The sequence below is a fragment of the Aquimarina sp. AU474 genome (assembly GCF_900312815.1).
Lineage (GTDB): Bacteria > Bacteroidota > Bacteroidia > Flavobacteriales > Flavobacteriaceae > Aquimarina.
Map to the genome: position 1 here is coordinate 401,774 of NZ_OMPE01000006.1, position 23,332 is coordinate 425,105.

Genomic DNA, 23,332 nt, shown 5'->3' on the forward strand with positions numbered 1-23,332 from the left:
GAACCTTAAACATTATTGGTGTGGAATACGCAAAAAATATATTAGAAACCATTGGGAACACACCCTTGGTAAAGATGAATGCATTAGTAAAAGATGTTGATGCTTTGGTATTGGCTAAGTATGAGACATTTAATCCAGGGAATTCGGTTAAAGATCGTATGGCTTTAAAGATGATTGAAGATGCAGAGGCCGATGGACGATTACAACCAGGAGGTACTATTATTGAAGGTACATCTGGTAATACTGGGATGGGATTAGCACTTGTTGCTATTATAAAAGGATATAAGTTAATCTGCGTAATGGCAGATAAACAGTCTAAAGAAAAAATGGATATTCTACGCGCAGTGGGAGCTAAGGTAATGGTTTGTCCTACTAATGTTGAGCCTGATGATCCAAGATCATATTATTCGGTTTCTAAACGATTAGCAGAAGAAACGCCAAATTCTTGGTATGTTAATCAATATGATAATCCCTCTAATGCCGTAGCACATTACGAGAGTACAGGCCCTGAAATTTGGAAACAAACCGAAGGGAAGATCACGCACTTTATAGTTGGTGTAGGTACTGGAGGAACCATTTCGGGTGTAGGGAAATACTTAAAAGAAAAAAATCCGAATATCAAAATATGGGGAGTGGATACCTATGGATCAGTTTTTAAAAAATATCATGAAACGGGTATTTTTGATGAAAATGAAATCTATTCGTACATCACCGAAGGAATAGGCGAAGATATTCTTCCTAAAAATGTAGACTTTTCTGTAATTGATGGATTTACCAAGGTTACAGATAAAGATGCTGCTGTATACACTCAAAAACTGGCTAAAGAAGAAGGTATGTTTTTGGGTAATAGTGCTGGAGCTGCTATAAAAGGATTATTGCAATTAAAAGAACAATTTACAAAAGATGATGTGGTAGTTGTTTTGTATCATGATCATGGTAGTAGATATGTAGGTAAAATGTTTAATGATGACTGGATGCGAGAGCGCGGATTTCTTGAAGAAGAAGTATCTACTGCTGTTGATTTAATAAAAGATCACGCAGATAAACCTTTGGTGACAGTTAAAACCGAAGAGTTGGTTTCGCATGCAATTGAACGAATGCGGAAATTTCAGATTTCGCAGATCCCAGTAATGGATACAGAAGGTTTTGTAGGTTCTGTAGATGAAAGCGCTTTGTTTAAGGCTTTTATGGAAGATAAAAATATGGATAGTACTCCCATAAAAGAGGTAATGAAAGATCCTTTTCCTATCGTGAATTCTAAAACATCACTTGATGATATCTCTAAACTTATAAAGAATGGCAATCCCGCAGTTCTGGTTGAATTGGACAACGGGAAACATCACATTATCACAAAATATGACGTTATTAGTCATATAAAATAAATCATTATATTTAATATATAATTTAACCCCTCTATTAGCGTTATTTGCTGGTAAAGGGGTTGTTTATATTTTTATTTGGCAAGAGATCTCACGCAACTTTAATGCGTAAGGTTAATCTATAAGAATAAAGATAAGTGTAAAATAAGGGGATATGCACAAATATATATTTGATTTTTCTGATATAGATAAACTAAGGAATTACTTTAGGGGACAACTCGACCCGGATAGCGTATCTGACCGAATTTATTTTCCGTCAGAAATAGCAGATGGATATTTGTCTTACTATAAAATATCTCCCGAAGTTTTTTTATTGGTGAACAATTATAAAGCTAACGCAGATATTGAATATATAAGAAGGCCAATAAACGAGAAAGATATTATTCTTCATTTCAGGAAGTATGCACTAGATCATCAAATAGAGAAAGACCAAATTATTAGTAGATACTCAGATAGTTATACTCCAGGTAATATGAGATGTATGGATGCTCAACAAGGAGAGCAAGTTTTTATTACCAAAGGAGCAGAGGTGAGATCTACTATGATTGTACTTAAAAGCTCGTATACGAAGCCTTATTTTATGAAAAGTAACGATATGGCAGAAAAGATGGATAGCTATATTCGATATTCTCATCAATACATTCATAAATTCTATCTCTCTTATAAACAATCAAATCTTTTTGACCAAATTGTACAACCACGTACACACAAAGTAGAAAATTATCTATACTTTATAGCAAGAGGTATTCGATTATTAGAAACTTTTTGGAAAGACGTTTTGAAATGGGAAACCGAAAGCAATCCCTTTAATATCAATAGTAATCAGGTAGGAAGTATTTATAAAGTAAGTAACTATTTAAAACGTAATTTACACGAGCCTTTTATTGGTGTTGATCAGTTATCTACCATGGCACATATGAGCCGCACAAATTTCTTTAATATGTTTAAAGAGATTCATAATCAAACACCATTAGAGTTTTTTAATAACAAAAAACTGGAAAGCTCTTATAATATGATTTTTAGCGAAGGGTTATCTATTAAAGAAGTAATGGATAGTCTTAATTACTCAAACTCTTCAAAATTTAGGAAAGCTTTTTTCAATAAGTTTGATATCTACCCGGATATTGTTCTGTAAGTGCAAATAGGTTTAAAATAAAGATGGTCACCAAAAAATGGCAACCATCTATAACCTAACACAAACTCAACTTAGCTTAGGGTTTTGTAATCTTTAATGTCGTTTTTTGAATTAATTTTCCCCCTTAATTCTAATAACAAAGTAAAGAAATGAATTTGTTGCAGGGTTTTCCATTAATACATAAATTCTTACCAATAGTACATTTCTATAGGAATTTAACGAGATTTTAAGAAAAAAATAGGTTTTTTACGCATTTTTACTATGGTAAACATCCGCTTTTTTGACTAAAAACTTGCTTTTTGCCTATGAATCAGAGATGAAAACTTTACAAAAATAGGTTCAGTATTCCTTTTGTAGATGAAAAATGACTCAAAAGCATAGGGTTTTTGATTCGATTTTTGAATTTTTAAAATTACACTTTGTGGCATTGCTTCAGTGGTATTTGACGTTTACTAATTTGTAGTTCTGGTATGAGTAAGAAATAACCAGTAACGTCATTACTAGAGTGAAAGTTTTTAAAATGGTTTAAGTTGTAGAAGAGTTTAAGTAACTTACTTTAGAAAAGAAAGGTTTAATTGGCGTCTAGAATCTTAAGAAATTCTTCTGGTTCTGGTCGAACTCTATAATTATTGGTAAGATCAGTAAAAATAATTTTCCCTGTAGCGTCAGTAATAATCACAGTCGGTAAAACGGTATCGCTATCATAGCCTAAGGTTTGAAAACCCATAGGTAATCCATTTTTAGAAAAAATGTCTAATTGTTTTGCTACTTTATTATCATGATCAACCAAAAAATTAAAATTAAGATCAAATTTTTTTGCTAGCGATTTGGTATGACCATGAGGTTGCGGGCTTATAAAAATCATACTTACTTTTCTTTGTTCTAATTCTTTGTATTGAGATGCTATTTCTTTGATTTGAGCCATACATAAAGGACACCAATTTCCTCGATAGAACAAGAATATAGATGGATTGCCTATAAATTTTGAAGTACTCACTTTATTTTTCTCTGAATCTTCAAGAGTAAATTCTGGTAATGATTTACCAATAGCCAAGTGTTTGTTAGATTTTCTGTCTTCGAACTTAGAATACCATTTTATATACAAAACCCATCCCAAAAACAAACCAATACTTGGAAGAGAGCCGTTTACATCATTTTCAATAATTCCTCCAAAAATTAAACTAAGTATAAATCCAATACCAATAGGCAATGTATATGCTTTTAAATTAGCATCGGTTCGGGCAATTGGTTTTAGAAAAAGCAAACCGAAAAATGAAACTATCGTAATGGCAATTATTAACCTCCCGATATAACGATATGATACGCCATGATTAATAAGGTGAATTACACTATCTATCACAAAATAGAGGGCTATGACCGGGAAAATGGATATAAAAATCGATTTAAATACGTTTTTCATATGATATGTTAGTTTTTATTGTAGTCAAAGTTATACGTGATGACTTACAAGGTTAAGATAAAATTTATTATTTTCATCAAATATTTTTAACTAGCTATTACCGGTGTTTTCATCCTACCCGAAATGTTTAATAGCAAATGTAACCTGTAACCAGGATTAAGCTAAAGCATAACAAATAGATATTAGGATGAAAGAGGATCTACTCCAGTACATATGGAAATATAAAAAGTTTGACTTTTCCAATTTAAGAACAACAACCCAAGACAAAATTATTCTTCAGAAAACTGGCATACATAATACGGGTAATTCTGGTCCTGATTTTTTTAATTCACAAATGATAATTCAAAATCAAAAATGGGCTGGAAATGTCGAAATTCATATAAAATCAAGTGATTGGTATATTCATCATCATGAGGTTGACCGGGCATATGATAACGTAATTCTTCATGTGGTATGGGAAGAAGATATTGAAGTATTCAGAAAGGATAATACCACCATTCCTACTTTGCAATTAAAGGATTATGTGTCTAAGCAATTGTTAATCAAGTATCAAGAACTTTTTAGCGCCGACAAGCAAAAATGGATACCTTGCGAAAATAATTTGCCGGCTGTTTCTAGTTTTACACTTTCCAATTGGCAAGAACGATTATATATTGAGCGATTGGAGCAGAAATCTAAATTAATTTCTCAGTTATTAAAGAACTCAGCCAATAATTGGGAAGCTGTTCTATTTAGGTTATTGACTAAAAATTTTGGTTTAAAAACCAATGGAGAAGCTTTTTTACATTTGGCGGAACGTATAGATTTTTCTATAATTCGAAAATGTAGTTATGACCTTAACAAGTTAGAGGCTTTATTTTTTGGACAAACAGGGTTATTAAGTGAAAAACCTGAATCGAAATATGAGAATCAACTACAAGAAGAATATCGTTTTTTAAAAAATAAATTTCTCTTAGATAATACAGGGGTGCTGCCTGTTCAGTTTTTTAGGTTAAGGCCATATAATTTCCCAACAATACGACTTGCACAATTAGCAAGTCTATATAACACTCATATAAACTTATTTGATAAAATAATTCATATCAATACCATCGAGGGGTTTTATGATCTTTTTGAAATAGAGGTAAGTAGTTTCTGGAAAAACCATTATACGTTCAAAAAAGAATCTACAGTAAGGAAAAAACGAATAACCAAATCTTTTATAGATCTCATTTTGATAAATACAATTATACCTATTCGATTTATGGTGGCTAGAGAAATGGGTAAAAATGCCGAAGATGAAGTATTACAACTAATATCAAAAATCCCGAAAGAAAAAAATAGTATAATTGAACGATTTTCAGCTTCAAATGTAAAAATAGAAAACGCTATGCAGTCTCAAGCAATGATACAACTTAAAAATTCTTATTGTGATCAAAAATCGTGTTTGCAGTGTGGCATAGGTAATTATTTATTGAATCAGGATAGAAGTGTGAGATAATATAATTATTTTGCGGTATGCTATATAATCTAAGACACTTTTTAGAACGAAATGGATTTTATGTATCCTCTAGACTAGCTGATAGATTGGGAATGAGGGCAAAAAATGTTCGTTTGTTCTTTATTTATCTAACTTTTGCAACAGCTGGTCTTGGGTTCGTATTATATCTAAATATGGCATTTTGGCTCAAATTAAAAGATTTGGTATATACTAAACGAACTTCTGTATTTGACTTATGATAAAGATTCAGAATTGGGGCAGGCCAAGAATATACATAGCATTAGTTTTATTACTTTTTGTAATAGCTATAGGAGTAATAGGTTTTAGATATTTTTCAAACTACACATGGGTTGATGCGCTATATATGACTGTTATCACCATGTCTACAGTAGGCTTTGGAGAAGTTCAGCCCTTAGATGATAATGCCAAATTATTTACCGTATTTTTAATATCTACAAGTGTAGCCATATTTGCATACTCTGTATCTGTGATTACAGAATATATCGTGAGTAAGAATGATCCAAAAAAAGTTCAATATCGAAAAACACAAAAAATGATACTTCAGTTACAAAATCATATCATTATTATCGGTTATGGGCGTAATGGTAAACAAGCTGCTGCCAAATTACTGGCGTACAACAAGCCATTTATTATTATTGAAAAAGATGCTGCGCTCATAGAAAGATATCAAAGTGAAGAATTACTTTTTTTAAAAGGCAATGCTACAGAGGATGAGGTTTTGATAGAAGCTGGTATAAAGAATGCAGATTGTTTGATCTGCACGTTGCCAGAGGATGCTGATAACCTATTCATAGTTCTTTCTGCACGCCAAATTAATAAAAGACTTAAAATAATTAGTAGAGCATCTCAAGACACATCATACAAGAAAATTAGATTGGCAGGAGCAGATAATGTAATTATGCCAGATCGTATAGGTGGAGATCATATGGCATCTCTTGTTGTAGTACCAGATCTTATAGAGTTCTTAGACAACCTTTCTATAATTGGAAAACGATCAATAAATATCGAAGAGATTTCTTTTGAAGATATGTTTGATGACGAAAAGGAAAGAACAATTCTTACAATAGATATGAGATCCAGGACTGGGTGTACTATTATTGGTTATAAATCGCCAGAAGGAGATTATATTGTAAACCCCGAGGCAGATACATGCTTAAGACCTGGTTCTAAGATAGTAGTGCTAGGCCGTCCAGAGCAAATTAACCAGCTTAATAAGCAGTTTAATATTTAACTATTACTAAACATTTAACTCATTAAAAATTGTACGCAACCTTTTTTTTTAGCATCTTGCTGGCTTCTTAATAACTAAATTCAATTAACTCACATATCATGAAGAGATTTCTTCTTTCAATTTTCGCGCTTATTATTCCCTTTTTAACATTTGCCCAAGAAACTACAGAAAAAGGACTTGATCAAAAAATAGATGAAGCTTTTAAACCAGTTTCGGATTTTTTCTCGGCTGTTATCTTTTTTGAGGTTTTTGATGGTGCGCCGTTCGTTATTATATTACTAGTACTTAGTGCTATGTTTTTTACTATTTATTTTGGGTTTCCAAATGTAAGATACTTTGGGAAAGCTATTAATGTGGTAAGAGGAAAGTACGATGATGTTGAAGGACACAGCTTAGGAGATCCTGCTGCTGCAGTAGATGGTGATATACCAGATACTATTAGAGACGAATCTAAAGAAGGAGAAGTATCACACTTTCAAGCTTTGGCTACTGCAGTTTCTGGAACAGTAGGTAATGGAAATATAGCTGGTGTTGCATTGGCGATAGCTCTTGGAGGCCCAGGAGCAACATTTTGGATGATTATTTGTGGATTATTAGGGATGTCAACAAAATTTGTTGAATGTACGCTTGGTGTTCAATATAGAGATGTAGGTGAAGATGGTACTGTATACGGAGGTCCTATGTATTATTTAAGTAAAGGACTTAAAGAAAAAGGTTTTAAAACACTAGGAAAAATAACAGCAGTTATATTCGCAATATTCTGTATCGGTGGTTCTTTTGGTGGTGGTAATGCTGCTCAATCTAATCAGGCAACTATTGTTCTTAAAGAAATGTTTGGTTTTGAAAGTACAGGAGCTGGTTTTTGGATAGGAATAATACTTGCGATTCTAGTAGGAATAATAATTATTGGAGGAATTAAACGAATCGCTTCGGTAACAGAAAAAGTGGTGCCTTTTATGGCTGTAATGTATATCCTTGCTTGTTTATATATCATTTTTAGTCACTTCTCATTTATTGATGATGCTCTTGGACTAATCGTAACAGAAGCATTTAACCCTAAAGCAATTGGAGTAGGTGGATTTATAGGAGTATTATTGGTTGGTTTTAAAAGAGCTGCATTCTCTAATGAAGCTGGAGCAGGGTCGGCATCAATTGCCCATTCAGCCGTAAAAACAAAATATTCTGCCTCAGAAGGATTAGTGGCGTTATTAGAGCCTTTTATTGATACTGTAGTTATTTGTACAATGACCGCATTGGTAATTATTATTTTTAATTCTGGTGGTGCATTTGCTTATGGAGGTGATGGAAGTGGTGCAGTTTTAATCGACGGAGTCTCTTATGAAGGAGCTGGAATAACAGCGCAAGCCTTTGCAGAATATATACCTTATTCTAATATTTTCTTGACTATAGCAGTAGTATTATTTGCGGTTTCTACTATGATTTCATGGTCGTATTACGGATTACAATCTTGGAAATATCTTTTTGGAAGAGGTAAAAGAGCAGATTTAGTATATAAACTATTATTTCTAACTTTTGTAGTAATTGGTGCTGCGGCAAGTATGGGATCTATTTGGGCATTCTCTGATGCTATGATTTTTGCTATGGTATTCCCTAATATGGTAGGATTATTTTTCTTGTTCCCGGTAGTTAAAAAACAACTTGTGAGATATTTTGATGCTATTAGAGCATCGAGTAAATAACGAGTATAGCAATATGAATAATTTAAAATCCCATTTCGAGATACATTCACGTTTTCGAAATGGGATTTTTCTTTTATCGATATTACTGCTTATAAGCATTCTTGTGTACTATTTCTATCCAGATAGTGTTATAGGGCAAAAAGAAAATCTTGTTGAATTGGTAGAGTTTCAAAAACAGATAGACTCTCTCAAGAAAGTAGCAAGTTCAAAAAAAACGATAAATACTTTAAAACCTTTTAATCCAAATTTTATTAATGATTATAAAGGTTATATTCTTGGGCTTTCTGCAGTAGAATTGGATCGACTTTATGCATATAGAAACAAGGATAAATGGATTAATTCGGTTGCAGATTTTAAACAAGTAACAATGGTTTCAGATTCTCTTTTACAGATAATTGCTCCTTTGTTTAAGTTTCCAGATTGGGTTACCTCCAAAACAAGAAAAACTTCAAAAAATAGATACGCCGTTAAAACCTATGCAGAAAAAGGCGATTTAAATACCGTAACTGCTCTAGAATTGAGAGAACAGATTAATATTCCAGATTTTATTGCAGAAAGAATTATTAATTATAAAGATAAAATAGGGGGTTTTGTAGGGGAATCTCAACTCAAGGATATTAAAGGATTATATGATAATCAAAGAAAAAAGATAGTATCTCTTTATACAGTAAAGACCGAAAATACGTATCAAAAAATTGCTATTAATACGGCTTCAGCTAATGAACTTATTGAAGTGCCATATTTTGATTTTGAAATGGCCTTAGCGATTAGAGATTTTATTAAAGATAACGGCCATATCTCTAGCTTTGAGGAATTAGGAAAAATCGATGGTTTTTCTTTAGAAAAAATAGATAGAATAGCATTATATTTGACTTTAAATTAATTATCGGAAAAAATTGCTGTGAATTTTGACGAATCTTGTTTTTCTAAGAGGTTAATTCTCTTAAGAGATTCGTTGGTACTACACGGTAAAATGTTAACTAAGTCATCAATGGGTTTTTGTATGTAATGAGCCATCATATAATTCTTCAATATAGTGTAAGAAATGTGAGGTAAATACATTCTAGCCATTTAAAACAAAATAGTAAAGAATAGATGAATAGCATGTATTTTACAGAAGAGCACGAGTTGTTTAGAGAAAGTTTAAAAGAATTTTTAAAGAAAGAAGTTGTTCCTCATATTGAAAAATGGGAAGAAACGGGTATTATTGATCGGTTTATCTGGGAGAAATTTGGAGAGATGGGTTATTTTGGGATTGCGTACCCAGAAGAATATGGAGGTCTTGGTTTGGATCTCTTTTATACCGTGATTTTTTTAGAAGAACTTCAAAAGATTAATTCGGGAGGATTTGCTGCTGCAATGTGGGCACATGTTTATTTGTCAATGACACACCTTAATAAAGAAGGAGATCATAGGATTAAAGAAGAATACTTAAGGCCAAGTATTACAGGAGAGAAGATAGGCTGTTTGGCAATTACAGAACCTTTTGGAGGTTCTGATGTTGCGGGAATGAGAACAACCGCGGTTAAGGAGGGAGATCATTATGTTATTAATGGTTCTAAAACTTTTATTACAAACGGAGTATACAGTGATTATTTAGTCGTAGCTGCAAAAACGAGTCCTGAACTAGGGAATAAAGGGATAAGCATATTTGTTATTGATAGAGATACTCCTGGGGTTTCTGCTACTAAATTAGATAAACTAGGTTGGAGAGCCTCAGACACTGGTGAAATAGCATTCGATAATGTAAAAATTCCTGCCCAAAACTTAATGGGAGAAGAGGATAAAGGGTTCTCTTACATTATGCAGCATTTTGCATTAGAGAGATTAATTATGGGAATTAATTCTCATGCCAGGGCAGAGTATGCTATTGATTATGTGATTAAATACATGTCTGAAAGAGAGGCCTTTGGAAGAACAATAGATAAGTTTCAGGCATTAAGACATTCGGTTGCTGATATGGCCAGTGAAATGGAAATGTGTAAAGAATTTAATTATTCTATTGCAAAAAGATTAGATCAAGGACAATATGTGGTTAAAGAAGCATCAATGTCAAAACTTCTTTCTACAAAAATGGCTGATAAAGTAGCTTATCAATGTTTGCAATTATTAGGCGGATATGGTTATATGGAAGAATATCCTTTGGCCAGATTGTTTAGAGATAGTAGATTAGGGCCCATCGGCGGAGGTACCTCAGAAATCTTACGAGAAATAATTGCCAAAATGGTTATAGATAAAAAAGAATATAAACCAGCTACATAGGCTTTTCTGAAGCTTTTTTTATAATATTTTAATGATTGTGTTTATGATGTACTTTAAGTACGGAATAAACACAATCATTCGTTTTTACTAGTATTTTATGTTAAAACTTCTGATTTTATCAACACGAAAACGTTTGCGTTCGGATTCAAACGTTTTCGTTGTTTGTTAAATTCTTAATTTGACTAAAATTTAACACAAACACTAAGTAATTATGAAAATAACTAAGTTTTTTTATGGCTTTCTAGCTATAACGTTTTTCATGGCATCTTGTAGTAAGGACGAAGTAGTAGAAACTTTACCGTCTGAATCAAGTGATCTTCAAGAAGAAATTTCTTCAAAAGCATTAAAAACAATAGGGTCGGGTGTAATGATGCAAGCGTTTTACTGGGATGTTCCTGCGGGAGGTACCTGGTGGGATGTAATTAAAGATAAAGTAAACGGATGGAGTAATGCGGGTATAGATGCAATTTGGTTACCTCCTGTGAGTAAAGCTCAAAATGGACCTTTTTCAATGGGATATGATCCTTTTGATTATTATGATTTTGGAGAATTTAATCAAATGGGTAGTACTCAAACTCGTTTTGGATCTAAATCAGAATTACAAAGTTTAATTTCAACTGCGCACAATAAAGGTCTCAATGTTATAGCAGATATTGTAATAAATCACAATAGTGGTGGGGATTTAGAATCTAATGAGTTTGCTGGAAAAGATACGTATACAATATTTAATCCCCTCTCAGGGAAGTTTAATAGAACGAAATATGATTTCCATCCTAATGATAAATATAATTCTGATAGCGGTATTTTTGGAGGTTTCCCTGATTTAAGTCATAAAAAGAGTTATGTACAGGATTGGTTATGGAAAAGAAATAATTCTGTAGCGAAATACTATAAGAATACCATGAAATTTGATGGATATAGATTCGATTATGTAAAAGGTTTTGAGCCATGGGTAGCTAGAGAATTTCGTCAATCAACAGGTGTGTTTGGAGTAGGAGAATATTGGGATGGAAATGTAAATACTCTTAAATGGTGGACTGATCAAGCTCAAATGTCGGCTTTTGATTTTGGATGTTACTATAAAATGAGAGATGCTTTTATGGGTAACAATCTAAATGCATTAGGTGGGGATATGTTATGGAAACGAAATGCATCCAGAGCAGTTACATTTGTTGCTAACCATGATACTGATGAGATTATTAATAATAAGTTATTAGCATATGCTTATATATTAACTCATGAAGGGTATCCGGCTATTTTTTATAGAGATTATGAAGAATGGTTGAGTAAATCAAAAATGAATAACCTGATTTGGATTCATAATAATTTGGCGGGAGGGAATACCTCTAACCTTTGGACAGATAATGACGAATACATTGCAAGAAGAAATGGCGGCGGTGGTAAAAACGGTTTAATTGTATATATAAATAATTCTAATTCCTGGAAAGAAAGATGGATACAAACCAATTGGTCTAATAGAAGAATAAAAGATTATACGGGTAATTCTGGTTGGGAACCAGTTACTCAAGGTGGTAAATGGGTTAAAATTCAGGCACCACCAAAAGGGTATACGGTTTGGTCTTTAAAATAAGAATCAAACACTACTGATGCTTTTTAACGGTTTTTTGTCTATTGGATTAACCCCAAACAATAGATAAAAAGCCGTTTTTGTGGTTGTTAAAACATAGGTTTGCATAGAAAAAACACGAATTAATGAACTTCCTTAAAAAAAAGCTTTGTAGATAATAGTTTTGTATTATATTTGCACCCTAATTTTTAATGAAAGGAGGTGCAACTATGTTAATAATACCAGTAAAAGACGGAGAAAATATAGATAGAGCGTTAAAACGTTTTAAGCGTAAATTCGACAGAACAGGAACGATGCGTCAGCTTCGTAAACGTCAAGCATTTACAAAACCTTCTGTAGAGCGTAGAGCTCAGGTTCAGAAAGCTGCTTATATCCAGCATTTAAGAGACCAGGAAGAAATTTAAAAAGTTGAAACGTTGTCTATAGTTCTTTCTAAATGTAAGAGAGACTTCGTTTTTTCAGTATAAATTAAAACCGTTAGGGTAGCAAAAGTTTTATATTTTTGTTTTCTAACGGTTTTTTTATGCTTATTTCTGAGTTTATCGATTATTTGTTATTAGAGAAGAAATACTCTACTCATACAGCAACGGCATATAAAGCTGATCTATCTTCCTTTTTAGAGTTTTATAAGCAAGAATATGAGCTTTCTGATATAGATAAGGCTAATTACGCGCAAATACGTTCCTGGATTGTTAATTTGGTAGATCAGGATGTCTCTAATCGAACGATTAATAGGAAGGTGTCTTCGCTTAAGACCTATTATAAGTTCTTGCTTAAATTAGGGCAAGTCGAAAAGAATCCTTTGGCCAAGCATCAGGCTTTGAAAGCTCCTAAAAAACTTCAGATTCCTTTCTCGACTCAAGAAATAGAAGATGTTATAAAAGATTTAACAGATAATACCGATTTTGAAAGTGTTAGAAACCGCTTGATTGTAGAGCTTTTTTATGCAACAGGTATAAGACGGATTGAATTAGTGAATTTAAAGTTTTCTGATATAGATATAAGAGCAAAACAAATTAAAGTGCTTGGAAAAAGAAATAAAGAGAGATTTTTGCCATTACTTTCGTCTGTTTGTGAAACGATGCAATTGTACTTAACCTTAAGATCGGATTTGATAAGGGATGAAGAGGTTTCTTTTTTGTTGCTAACCAAAAAAGGAGTTAAAATCTACGAAACACTTGTATATCGAATCATAAATAACTATTTTAGTAAGGCTTCTTCAAAGGTAAAAAAGAGTCCGCATATTCTGAGACATTCATTTGCTACTCATTTGCTTAATGAAGGTGCTAATCTAAATGCTGTAAAAGAATTACTTGGTCATTCTAGCTTAGCCGCAACTCAGGTTTATACCCATCATAGTGTGGCGCAGCTAACGAAAGTTTATAAACAATCCCACCCAAGGAATAAAAAGTAAAAGATAAATGTGTCGTTTGTCGTTCTTTTAAGCTTAATATATTGTTAAACCAATTAAACTAACACCTATGAAAGTGAACTTGCAATCCGTAAATTTTAATGTTGATCAAAAGTTGGTGAGTTTTACTCAAAACAAATTGGATAAGCTCGAAACTCATTTTAATCGAATAATACATGCTGATGTATTTTTGAAAGTTATGAATACAAGTGGAAAAGAAAATAAAGTTACAGAAATTTTATTGAGTATTCCGGGAGGAGAATTTATGATAAAAAAAATCAATAAAACATTTGAAGAAGGTGTGGATGAGTGTGTTAGTTCGTTAGAAAGACAATTGAAAAAACGAAAGGAAAAATTAAATGCACATGCTTGACTATTTTTTTTGAAAAATAGTTTTGTCTAAAACATAAATTATTATACATTTGCAGTCCGTTAGAAATAGCGGACTTTTTTATGTTCTAAAACATAGTGAAAAGCCGATGTAGCTCAGCTGGCTAGAGCAGCTGATTTGTAATCAGCAGGTCGTGGGTTCGAGTCCCTCCATCGGCTCAAAAAAAGTGAAAATTTTAAATTAAAATGAAAGCTTTTTTGAATGAATTTTGAATTGTAAAATATTTGATTACTTTTGCGCTCTGAAATTCATGAAGTTCATATTGAAATATTGAATATTTAATTGGGGAGATACTCAAGCGGCCAACGAGGGCAGACTGTAAATCTGCTGACTACGTCTTCGCAGGTTCGAATCCTGCTCTCCCCACATAATTTTGAAAATTTTAATGACGAATAATCGGTGTGTATCGGTTGTTTTGAGTTAAAAAAGCGGGAGTAGCTCAGTTGGTAGAGCGTCAGCCTTCCAAGCTGAATGTCGCCGGTTCGAACCCGGTCTCCCGCTCTAAAAAATTTTCAATAAAAGTTGGTTTTCAATAACTGAGATTTTGTTGAAAAGAACAGGCTGAAAAAACCTGTGCGAATCGGAATTTAATGTATGTTGGATTTCTGATTTTAAAATAGAGCTAATCTTGATGCTTTTTTAAAGATTGGATTTTTAACATAAATGTGATGATTAATCGGATTTCTTTCTGAAAACAATGAAAGCGCTCTGGTTTGTCATTATACTCATTAAAAAGCCGGTGTAGCTCAGGGGTAGAGCGTTTCCTTGGTAAGGAAGAGGTCACGAGTTCAAATCTCGTCATTGGCTCTAGGTTCAGAAGTATAAATTGAACACTAATATATAACTAAGATTAAATAAATTAATTATGGCAAAGGAAACTTTTGATCGTTCCAAACCGCACTTAAATATTGGTACTATTGGACACGTAGATCACGGTAAAACGACTTTAACTGCTGCGATTACTAAGGTATTAGCTGATGCAGGTCTTTCTGAAGCAAGAGATTTCGATCAAATCGATAATGCTCCTGAAGAAAAGGAAAGAGGTATTACTATTAATACATCTCATGTTGAGTACCAAACCCAAAATCGTCATTACGCTCACGTTGACTGTCCTGGTCACGCCGATTACGTAAAGAACATGGTTACAGGTGCTGCACAAATGGATGGTGCGATCTTAGTGGTTGCTGCTACAGATGGTCCTATGCCACAAACACGTGAACACATCCTTTTAGGTCGCCAGGTTGGTATTCCTAGAATTGTTGTATTCATGAATAAAGTGGATATGGTTGATGATGAGGAGCTACTTGAGTTGGTTGAGATGGAAGTAAGAGATCTTCTTTCTTTCTACGAATATGATGGAGATAATGGTCCTGTAATTGCAGGTTCTGCACTTGGAGCACTTAACGGAGAGCAAAAGTGGGTTGATACTGTAATGAAGTTGATGGAAGCAGTAGATGAGTGGATCGAATTGCCAAAGCGTGATGTTGAGAAAGATTTCTTAATGCCTATCGAAGATGTATTTTCTATTACTGGTCGTGGTACTGTTGCAACTGGACGTATCGAAACTGGTATTGCTAACACTGGAGATCCTGTAGAGATCATCGGTATGGGAGCTGAGAAATTGACTTCTACGATTACGGGTATCGAGATGTTCCGTCAGATCCTTGATAGAGGAGAGGCTGGAGATAATGCAGGTATTCTTTTAAGAGGTATTGAAAAAACTCAGATTTCTCGTGGTATGGTAATTACTAAGCCAGGATCTGTTACTCCACATAAAAAATTCAAAGCTGAGGTGTATATCCTTAAGAAAGAAGAAGGTGGACGTCATACTCCATTCCATAATAACTACCGTCCTCAGTTTTACGTTCGTACAACTGATGTAACTGGAAACATTGCGCTTCCTGATGGAGTTGAGATGGTTATGCCTGGAGATAACTTAACAATTACTGTTGAGTTGATTCAAACAATTGCAATGAATGTTGGTCTTCGTTTTGCAATCCGTGAGGGTGGTAGAACAGTAGGTGCTGGTCAGGTTACTGAAATTTTAGACTAATACAATTATATTATATATAAGAAAGGTATTCGCTTAGGTGAATACCTTGACTTATGTATACGGGTTTAGCTCAGTTGGTAGAGCACTGGTCTCCAAAACCAGGTGTCGGGAGTTCGAGCCTCTCAACCCGTGCGAGAATTGTTGGTGCTTCTTTAAGGAGTGTTGATTGTTTAGATAGTAAATTTTATAACGAAATAAAAGTGAACCTTTTTTAGATTCGTTTAAAAAATAAAATAAGATGGCTGGATTAGTAAATTATGTTACAGAATCATACAATGAGTTGAAAAACCATGTTACTTGGACCCCTTGGGCCGAGGCACAAAGGTTAACATTGGTTGTGATTATTTTTTCAATTATTTTTTCTCTTGCTATTTGGGGTATTGATACTGTGTTTAGTAATATGATAGAGTATTATTTTACTTTAGTTAAATCTTAAATTTTCAAAATGGCCGAGGTGGATAATTCAAAGAAATGGTACGTTGTAAGAGCGGTAAGTGGTCAGGAAAATAAAGTTAAAGACTATATAGAGCGTGAGATTGCTCATATGGGTCTTGAGGATTATGTTTCCCAGATTCTAGTCCCTACGGAAAAGGTAATTCAGATTCGTAACGGAAAAAAAATAAATAAAGAAAGAGTGTACTTTCCTGGATATGTAATGATTGAAGCAAATCTTGCAGGAGAAGTGCCACATATAATTAAGTCTATTAACGGAGTTATAGGTTTTCTTGGGGAGGTAAAAGGAGGAGACCCTGTGCCACTTAGGAAAGCAGAGATTAATAGAATGCTTGGTAAGGTAGATGAACTTGCTGTTAAAACTGATAATGTTGCAATCCCTTATACAGTTGGTGAAACGGTTAAGGTGATTGATGGACCTTTTAACGGTTTTAATGGTACAGTTGAAAAAGTAAATGAAGAGAAGCGTAAGCTTGAGGTAATGGTAAAGATTTTTGGTAGAAAGACACCATTAGAATTGAGTTATATGCAAGTTGAGAAAGTATAATATTGTTACAATAATATATCCAGAATTGTTCTTTTGCTTCCACTTATAGAACAGTTCTAATTTAAAATTAGAAAAATGGCTAAAGAGTTAAGTAAAGTTGTAAAACTTCAAGTTCGTGGCGGTGCGGCAAACCCATCACCACCAGTTGGACCTGCTCTAGGTGCTGCCGGAGTTAATATCATGGAATTCTGTAAGCAATTCAATGGTAGAACACAAGACAAAGCAGGTAAGGTCTTACCTGTTGTAATTAGTGTGTATAAAGACAAGTCTTTTGATTTTGTTATTAAAACTCCACCAGCAGCTGTTCAGATACTGGAAGCAGCAAAACAGAAAAAAGGTTCTGGAGAGCCTAACCGTAAAAAAGTGGCAAGTGTTACTTGGGATCAAGTTCGTGCAATAGCAGAGGATAAAATGCAAGATTTAAATGCATTTACTGTTGAATCAGCTATGAAAATGATCGCTGGTACTGCTCGTTCAATGGGTGTAACCGTAAAAGGACAAGCTCCTTTTTAATTAAAAAACGTTTACAAAATGGCAAAAGTAACTAAAAAGCAAAAAGAAGCTCAGGCAAAAGTTGATAAGAATAAATCTTATTCAGTAGATGAAGCTTCTGCTTTAATAAAAGAAATAACAAGCGTTAATTTTGATGCTTCTGTAGATCTTGCTGTTCGTTTGAACGTGGATCCACGTAAAGCTAATCAAATGGTACGTGGTGTGGTAACATTACCGCACGGAACAGGAAAAGATGTTAAAGTATTAGCATTAGTAACTCCAGATAAAGAAGCCGAAGCTAAAGAAGCTGGTGCTGATTTTGTTGGTCTTGATGAATATCTTGACAAGATCAAAGGTGGGTGGACAGATGTTGATGTTATCATTACCATGCCGAGTGTTATGGGTAAATTAGGACCTCTAGGTAGAGTATTAGGACCTCGTGGATTAATGCCTAATCCAAAGACAGGAACCGTAACTATGGATATAGCAAAAGCTGTTTCAGATGTTAAGGCAGGTAAAATTGACTTCAAGGTTGATAAAACAGGTATCGTACATGCAGCAATTGGAAAATCTTCTTTTGACGCAGAGAAAATAGCTGGAAATGCTAAAGAATTATTAACAACATTAGTAAAGTTAAAACCTCAGACGGCTAAAGGAGTATATATTAAGTCTATATATATATCTTCTACAATGAGTCCTGGAGTAGAAATAGATACTAAAAACTTTGCTGGGTAATTAAGATAAACGATTATGACAAGAGAAGAAAAATCACTAGTAATTGAAGACTTAACTGCTCAGTTGGCTGAAAACACTAATATCTATTTAGCTGATATTTCAGGTTTGGATGCAGGAACAACTTCAAATTTACGTAGAGCTTGTTTTAAAGCTAATGTATCATTAAAAGTAGTAAAGAATACTCTACTTGCTAAAGCAATGGAGAATTCTGATAAGGATTTTGGAGAATTACCAACAACATTAAAAGGTAATACTTCAATAATGTTTGCTGAAACTGGTAATGCACCTGCAAAGGTTATCAAAGAATTTCGTAAGAAATCAGAGAAACCTGTATTAAAAGGAGCATTTATAGAAGAAGCAGTATTTGTTGGTGACGAGAACCTAGATGCACTTGTAAATATCAAGTCTAAGGAAGAAGTTATCGGAGATATTATCGGCTTATTACAGTCGCCTGCTAAGAATGTTATTTCGGCATTAAAATCAGGTGGAGGTACTATTGCAGGTATCCTTAAAACGTTATCCGAGAAAGAAGGATAATCATTAATAGTGTACGCACTTTTTAACAAATTATATTTTCAATTAAAAAAAACTATTTAAAACGATAGAAAATGGCAGATTTAAAAGATTTCGCAGAACAATTAGTTAACTTAACAGTAAAAGAAGTTAATGAGTTAGCTGATATATTAAAAGAAGAATATGGTATCGAGCCTGCTGCTGCTGCAGTTGCTGTAGCTGGTGGAGCTGCTGCTGGAGGTGGTGATGCTGCAGAAGAGCAATCAGAATTTGATGTTATCCTTAAGGCTGCAGGTGGTTCTAAATTAGCAGTTGTAAAACTTGTTAAAGAATTAACTGGTTTAGGTCTTAAAGATGCTAAAGAATTAGTTGATGGTGCTCCTAAAGCTGTAAAAGAAGGAATAGCTAAAGATGAAGCTGAAGCTCTTAAAGCTCAATTAGAAGAGGCTGGAGCTGAGGTTGAGCTTAAGTAAGCTTACCATAGATTAACACATAGGTTTAGACCCAGAGAGTATTCTCTGAGGTCTAAACCATTTTGCGTATATAAATATTAAGTATTTTTATATACACCCTTTTTTAAATTTTAATTTAATTCCGTCCATTGATGTTAGCAACGCAAACTGAAAGATTGAATTTCTCTTCTGTAAAGAATAGACCTGATTATCCTGATTTTCTTGATATTCAGATCAAATCTTTTCAGGATTTCTTTCAATTAGAAACAAAGTCTGAAGAGAGAGGAAACGAAGGTCTTTATAATACCTTCATGGAAAACTTCCCGATTACGGATACACGTAATCAATTTGTACTAGAATTTTTAGATTATTTCGTTGACCCTCCAAGATATGATCTTCAGGAGTGTATAGAAAGAGGTCTAACGTACAGTGTGCCTTTAAAAGCACGTCTTAAATTGTTCTGTACAGATCCAGAACATGAAGATTTTGAGACTATTGTACAAGATGTTTATCTAGGTACTATCCCTTATATGACACCAAGTGGTACTTTTTGTATTAATGGTGCAGAGCGTGTAGTAGTATCTCAGTTACACCGTTCTCCAGGGGTATTCTTTGGACAATCATTCCATGCAAATGGAACAAAATTATATTCTGCAAGAGTTATCCCTTTTAAAGGATCTTGGATAGAATTTGCTACCGATATTAATAGCGTTATGTATGCGTATATCGATAGAAAGAAAAAATTACCAGTAACAACGCTTTTCCGTGCAATTGGTTTTGAACGAGATAAAGATATTTTAGAGATTTTTGACCTTGCTGAAGAGGTGAAAGTTTCTAAATCTGGACTAAAGAAAGTATTAGGTCGTAAATTGGCTGCTCGTGTATTAAATACATGGCATGAGGATTTCGTGGATGAAGATACTGGAGAAGTAGTATCTATAGAACGTAATGAAATTGTTCTTGATCGTGATACAATCTTAGATAAGGATCACCTTGAAGAGATTGTAGAATCTGGAGCAAAGACGATCTTACTTCATAAAGAGGACAATCAAAAAGGAGACTATGCGATTATCCACAATACATTACAAAAAGATCCTACCAATTCTGAAAAAGAAGCGGTAGAACATATATACCGTCAATTACGTAATGCAGAACCGCCTGATGAAGAGACTGCAAGAGGAATTATTGACAAATTATTCTTCTCTGATCAACGTTATAACCTTGGTGAGGTTGGACGTTACAGAATGAATAAGAAATTAGGTCTTAATATCGAAATGGATAAGCAAGTACTTACCAAAGAGGATATTATTACCATTATCAAATATTTGATAGAGTTGATTAACTCTAAGGCAGAGATAGATGATATCGATCACCTTTCTAACCGTCGTGTTAGAACAGTAGGAGAGCAATTGTCTCAGCAATTTGGAGTAGGTCTTGCTCGTATGGCACGTACAATTCGTGAACGTATGAATGTAAGAGATAATGAGGTATTTACACCAATCGATTTGATTAATGCAAAAACCTTATCCTCTGTAATTAACTCATTTTTTGGAACAAATCAGTTGTCTCAGTTCATGGATCAAACGAATCCACTGGCAGAGATTACGCACAAGCGTAGACTATCGGCATTAGGACCTGGTGGTTTATCTAGAGAAAGAGCGGGATTTGAGGTTCGTGATGTTCACTATACACATTATGGTCGTTTATGTCCGATCGAAACTCCTGAAGGACCAAATATTGGTTTGATCTCTTCTCTTGCAGTATTTGCGAAAGTAAATTCAATGGGATTCTTAGAAACTCCTTATCGTAAGGTAGAAGATGGAAAAGTAGATATTGCTGAGTTTAAGTATTTAAGTGCAGAGGAAGAAGAAGAAAAACTTATTGCTCAAGCTAATATTCCGTTAAAAGAAGATGGAACTATAGAATCAGAGAAGGTAATTGCTCGTATGGAAGGTGACTTCCCGGTAATTGAGCCAACAAATGTTAACTATGCAGATGTTGCTCCTAACCAGATTGCTTCTATTTCAGCTTCTTTAATTCCTTTCTTAGAGCATGATGATGCAAACCGTGCATTGATGGGATCAAACATGATGCGCCAGGCAGTTCCTTTATTGAGAGTAGATGCTCCAATTGTAGGTACTGGATTAGAACGTCAAGTAGCTTCAGATTCTAGAGTATTGATTAATGCTGAAGGAGCAGGAGTTGTAGAATATGTTGATGCTCAAAAGATTACTATTAAGTATGATAGAACCGATGAGCAGAGAATGGTTAGCTTTGATGGTGATTCTAAAACATATAACTTAATCAAGTTCCGTAAGACAAACCAAGGAACAAGTATTAACCTTAAACCAATTGTAAGAGTTGGGGATAGAGTTAATAAAGGACAAGTATTATGTCAAGGATATGCAACCGAAAATGGAGAACTTGCTCTTGGTAGAAATATGAAAGTAGCCTTTATGCCTTGGAAAGGGTATAACTTTGAGGATGCGATTGTGATTTCTGAAAAAGTAGTTAGAGATGATATTTTTACATCTATACATATTGATGAGTATTCACTTGAAGTTAGAGATACCAAATTAGGTAACGAAGAGTTAACTAATGATATTCCTAATGTTTCTGAAGAGGCTACTAAAGATCTTGATGAGCATGGAATGATTAGAGTAGGTGCAGAGATTAAGCCTGGAGATATTCTTATTGGTAAGATTACTCCAAAAGGTGAAAGTGATCCAACTCCTGAAGAAAAATTATTAAGAGCTATCTTTGGTGATAAGGCTGGTGATGTTAAAGATGCTTCATTAAAAGCTTCTCCTTCATTACATGGTGTAGTAATTGATAAAAAATTATTCGCTCGTGCTATTAAGGATAAAAGAAAACGTTCTCAGGATAAAGAAGATATCGAAATCTTAGAAAGATCATACGATACTAAATTCGAACTTTTAAAGTCAGAATTAGTTGATAAGTTATTTGCTATTGTAGGAGGTAAAACTTCTCAAGGAGTAATGAATGATCTTGGAGAAGAAATACTTCCAAAAGGTAAAAAGTATACTCAAAAAATGCTGAATAGTGTTGATGATTATGCTCACCTTACCAAAGGAACTTGGACTACAGATGACGATCTTAATAGTATGGTTGCTGATCTTATCCATAACTATAAGATTAAAGAAAATGATTTACAAGGTAATCTTCGAAGAGAGAAATTTACGATCTCTGTAGGGGATGAATTACCTTCAGGAATTATAAAACTTGCTAAGGTTTACATTGCTAAAAAACGTAAACTAAAAGTAGGGGATAAAATGGCAGGTCGTCACGGTAACAAAGGTATCGTTGCTCGTATCGTGAGAGAAGAAGATATGCCATTCTTAGAAGATGGAACTCCGGTGGATATCGTATTGAACCCTCTTGGTGTACCTTCTCGTATGAACATCGGTCAGATTTATGAAACTGTATTAGGATGGGCGGGACAAAAGTTGAATAGAACATTTGCTACTCCAATTTTTGATGGTGCCTCTCTTGAACAAATTAATGGATTTACTGATGAAGCGGGAATTCCAAGATTTGGACATACATACCTTTATGATGGTGGAACAGGAGATCGATTTGATCAAGCGGCTACAGTAGGAGTTATTTATATGCTTAAACTTGGTCACATGGTTGATGATAAGATGCACGCACGTTCTATTGGTCCATATTCATTGATCACTCAGCAACCACTTGGTGGTAAAGCACAATTTGGTGGTCAGCGTTTTGGAGAGATGGAAGTTTGGGCACTTGAAGCTTATGGTGCTTCAAGTACGCTTCGTGAGATATTGACCGTAAAATCTGATGATGTTATAGGTAGAGCGAAAACATACGAAAGTATTGTTAAGGGAGAGCCTATGCCAGAACCAGGATTACCAGAATCTTTTAACGTTTTAATGCACGAATTAAAAGGTCTGGGTCTGGATATCAGATTAGAAGAATAATAAGAAAATAATCAAACTGTCACTCTAAGCGTTGTCAAAGAGAGACAGTTTGTTATCAGTTTATTATTCAATTTTAAATTACAATAATTCTTAAGCAACCATATATT

General features: G+C 33.9%; 21 protein-coding genes and 5 tRNA genes. 25 read left to right on the plus strand and 1 reads right to left on the minus strand.

All coding sequences use genetic code 11. The annotated features are described in order from the left end of the window. The first annotated feature begins 20 nt into the window (after positions 1 to 20). Complete coding sequence (locus DK508_RS06505) at positions 21 to 1,382, plus strand: pyridoxal-phosphate dependent enzyme (RefSeq protein WP_109299972.1); 1,362 nt, start codon at positions 21 to 23, stop codon at positions 1,380 to 1,382. A 151-nt stretch (positions 1,383 to 1,533) separates the two neighbouring features. After that, the gene (locus DK508_RS06510) at positions 1,534 to 2,514 is read left to right on the plus strand and encodes an AraC family transcriptional regulator (protein WP_109299932.1); all 981 of its coding nucleotides are present in this window, start codon (positions 1,534 to 1,536) and stop codon (positions 2,512 to 2,514) included. A 571-nt stretch (positions 2,515 to 3,085) separates the two neighbouring features. Here the strand turns inward: DK508_RS06510 and DK508_RS06515 are convergent. Beyond that, complete coding sequence (locus tag DK508_RS06515) at positions 3,086 to 3,934, minus strand: peroxiredoxin (RefSeq protein ID WP_109299933.1); 849 nt, start codon at positions 3,932 to 3,934, stop codon at positions 3,086 to 3,088. A 187-nt stretch (positions 3,935 to 4,121) separates the two neighbouring features. Between DK508_RS06515 and DK508_RS06520 the strand changes: the two genes are divergently transcribed. The 23 genes from DK508_RS06520 to rpoB all read left to right on the plus strand — a co-directional run bounded on the left by DK508_RS06520 (position 4,122) and on the right by rpoB (position 23,225). Continuing rightward, complete coding sequence (locus DK508_RS06520) at positions 4,122 to 5,414, plus strand: DUF2851 family protein (RefSeq protein WP_109299934.1); 1,293 nt, start codon at positions 4,122 to 4,124, stop codon at positions 5,412 to 5,414. A gap of 17 nt (positions 5,415 to 5,431) precedes the next feature. Continuing rightward, positions 5,432 to 5,653 carry a PspC family transcriptional regulator gene (locus DK508_RS06525; protein ID WP_109299935.1) on the plus strand — a complete coding sequence of 74 codons (222 nt, stop codon included), beginning with the start codon at positions 5,432 to 5,434 and terminating at the stop codon, positions 5,651 to 5,653. Then, positions 5,650 to 6,666: a TrkA family potassium uptake protein gene (locus DK508_RS06530; RefSeq protein WP_109299936.1), complete on the plus strand. Its 1,017-nt coding sequence runs from the start codon at positions 5,650 to 5,652 to the stop codon at positions 6,664 to 6,666. The genes DK508_RS06525 and DK508_RS06530 overlap by 4 nt, the downstream gene beginning before the upstream one ends. Before the next feature lie 98 nt (positions 6,667 to 6,764). Then, positions 6,765 to 8,366, plus strand: a complete 1,602-nt coding sequence (locus tag DK508_RS06535; RefSeq protein ID WP_109299937.1) for a sodium:alanine symporter family protein — start codon at positions 6,765 to 6,767, stop codon at positions 8,364 to 8,366. Positions 8,367 to 8,469: 103 nt separating this feature from the next. Beyond that, the gene (locus DK508_RS06540) at positions 8,470 to 9,249 is read left to right on the plus strand and encodes a helix-hairpin-helix domain-containing protein (protein ID WP_160114582.1); all 780 of its coding nucleotides are present in this window, start codon (positions 8,470 to 8,472) and stop codon (positions 9,247 to 9,249) included. Between the two features lie 212 nt (positions 9,250 to 9,461). Continuing rightward, on the plus strand, positions 9,462 to 10,628 hold the full coding sequence (locus DK508_RS06545; RefSeq protein ID WP_109299939.1) for an acyl-CoA dehydrogenase family protein: 1,167 nt from the start codon (positions 9,462 to 9,464) through the stop codon (positions 10,626 to 10,628). 211 nt (positions 10,629 to 10,839) lie between these two features. Then, a complete protein-coding gene (locus tag DK508_RS06550) occupies positions 10,840 to 12,219 on the plus strand; it encodes an alpha-amylase (protein ID WP_109299940.1) in 1,380 nt (459 codons plus the stop codon). 206 nt (positions 12,220 to 12,425) lie between these two features. Beyond that, positions 12,426 to 12,620 carry a 30S ribosomal protein S21 gene (gene rpsU, locus DK508_RS06555; RefSeq protein ID WP_109299973.1) on the plus strand — a complete coding sequence of 65 codons (195 nt, stop codon included), beginning with the start codon at positions 12,426 to 12,428 and terminating at the stop codon, positions 12,618 to 12,620. A 119-nt stretch (positions 12,621 to 12,739) separates the two neighbouring features. Further along, entirely contained in the window at positions 12,740 to 13,630 is an 891-nt protein-coding gene (locus DK508_RS06560; RefSeq protein WP_109299941.1) for a tyrosine-type recombinase/integrase, read from the plus strand. 67 nt (positions 13,631 to 13,697) lie between these two features. Continuing rightward, on the plus strand, positions 13,698 to 14,000 hold the full coding sequence (gene hpf / locus DK508_RS06565) for a ribosome hibernation-promoting factor, HPF/YfiA family (protein ID WP_109299942.1): 303 nt from the start codon (positions 13,698 to 13,700) through the stop codon (positions 13,998 to 14,000). Between the two features lie 102 nt (positions 14,001 to 14,102). Further along, a tRNA-Thr gene (locus tag DK508_RS06570) sits at positions 14,103 to 14,176 on the plus strand. Between the two features lie 126 nt (positions 14,177 to 14,302). Further along, positions 14,303 to 14,384, plus strand: a tRNA-Tyr gene (locus DK508_RS06575). Positions 14,385 to 14,446: 62 nt separating this feature from the next. Then, a tRNA-Gly gene (locus tag DK508_RS06580) sits at positions 14,447 to 14,519 on the plus strand. Between the two features lie 234 nt (positions 14,520 to 14,753). Then, a tRNA-Thr gene (locus tag DK508_RS06585) sits at positions 14,754 to 14,825 on the plus strand. Positions 14,826 to 14,883: 58 nt separating this feature from the next. Further along, complete coding sequence (tuf, locus tag DK508_RS06590) at positions 14,884 to 16,071, plus strand: elongation factor Tu (RefSeq protein WP_109299943.1); 1,188 nt, start codon at positions 14,884 to 14,886, stop codon at positions 16,069 to 16,071. A gap of 59 nt (positions 16,072 to 16,130) precedes the next feature. Next, positions 16,131 to 16,203, plus strand: a tRNA-Trp gene (locus tag DK508_RS06595). Positions 16,204 to 16,309: 106 nt separating this feature from the next. Next, a complete protein-coding gene (gene secE, locus DK508_RS06600; RefSeq protein ID WP_109299944.1) occupies positions 16,310 to 16,507 on the plus strand; it encodes a preprotein translocase subunit SecE in 198 nt (65 codons plus the stop codon). 9 nt (positions 16,508 to 16,516) lie between these two features. Beyond that, positions 16,517 to 17,071, plus strand: a complete 555-nt coding sequence (nusG, locus tag DK508_RS06605) for a transcription termination/antitermination protein NusG (RefSeq protein WP_109299945.1) — start codon at positions 16,517 to 16,519, stop codon at positions 17,069 to 17,071. A gap of 75 nt (positions 17,072 to 17,146) precedes the next feature. After that, positions 17,147 to 17,584 carry a 50S ribosomal protein L11 gene (gene rplK / locus DK508_RS06610; RefSeq protein WP_109299946.1) on the plus strand — a complete coding sequence of 146 codons (438 nt, stop codon included), beginning with the start codon at positions 17,147 to 17,149 and terminating at the stop codon, positions 17,582 to 17,584. A gap of 18 nt (positions 17,585 to 17,602) precedes the next feature. Next, a complete protein-coding gene (gene rplA, locus DK508_RS06615) occupies positions 17,603 to 18,298 on the plus strand; it encodes a 50S ribosomal protein L1 (protein WP_109299947.1) in 696 nt (231 codons plus the stop codon). Positions 18,299 to 18,313: 15 nt separating this feature from the next. Next, positions 18,314 to 18,835 carry a 50S ribosomal protein L10 gene (gene rplJ / locus DK508_RS06620; RefSeq protein ID WP_109299948.1) on the plus strand — a complete coding sequence of 174 codons (522 nt, stop codon included), beginning with the start codon at positions 18,314 to 18,316 and terminating at the stop codon, positions 18,833 to 18,835. Between the two features lie 71 nt (positions 18,836 to 18,906). Beyond that, a complete protein-coding gene (gene rplL, locus DK508_RS06625; protein WP_109299949.1) occupies positions 18,907 to 19,284 on the plus strand; it encodes a 50S ribosomal protein L7/L12 in 378 nt (125 codons plus the stop codon). Positions 19,285 to 19,415: 131 nt separating this feature from the next. Beyond that, positions 19,416 to 23,225 (plus strand): DNA-directed RNA polymerase subunit beta, encoded by a 3,810-nt coding sequence (gene rpoB / locus DK508_RS06630; RefSeq protein WP_109299950.1) that lies wholly within the window; start codon positions 19,416 to 19,418, stop codon positions 23,223 to 23,225. Positions 23,226 to 23,332 lie beyond the last annotated feature (107 nt).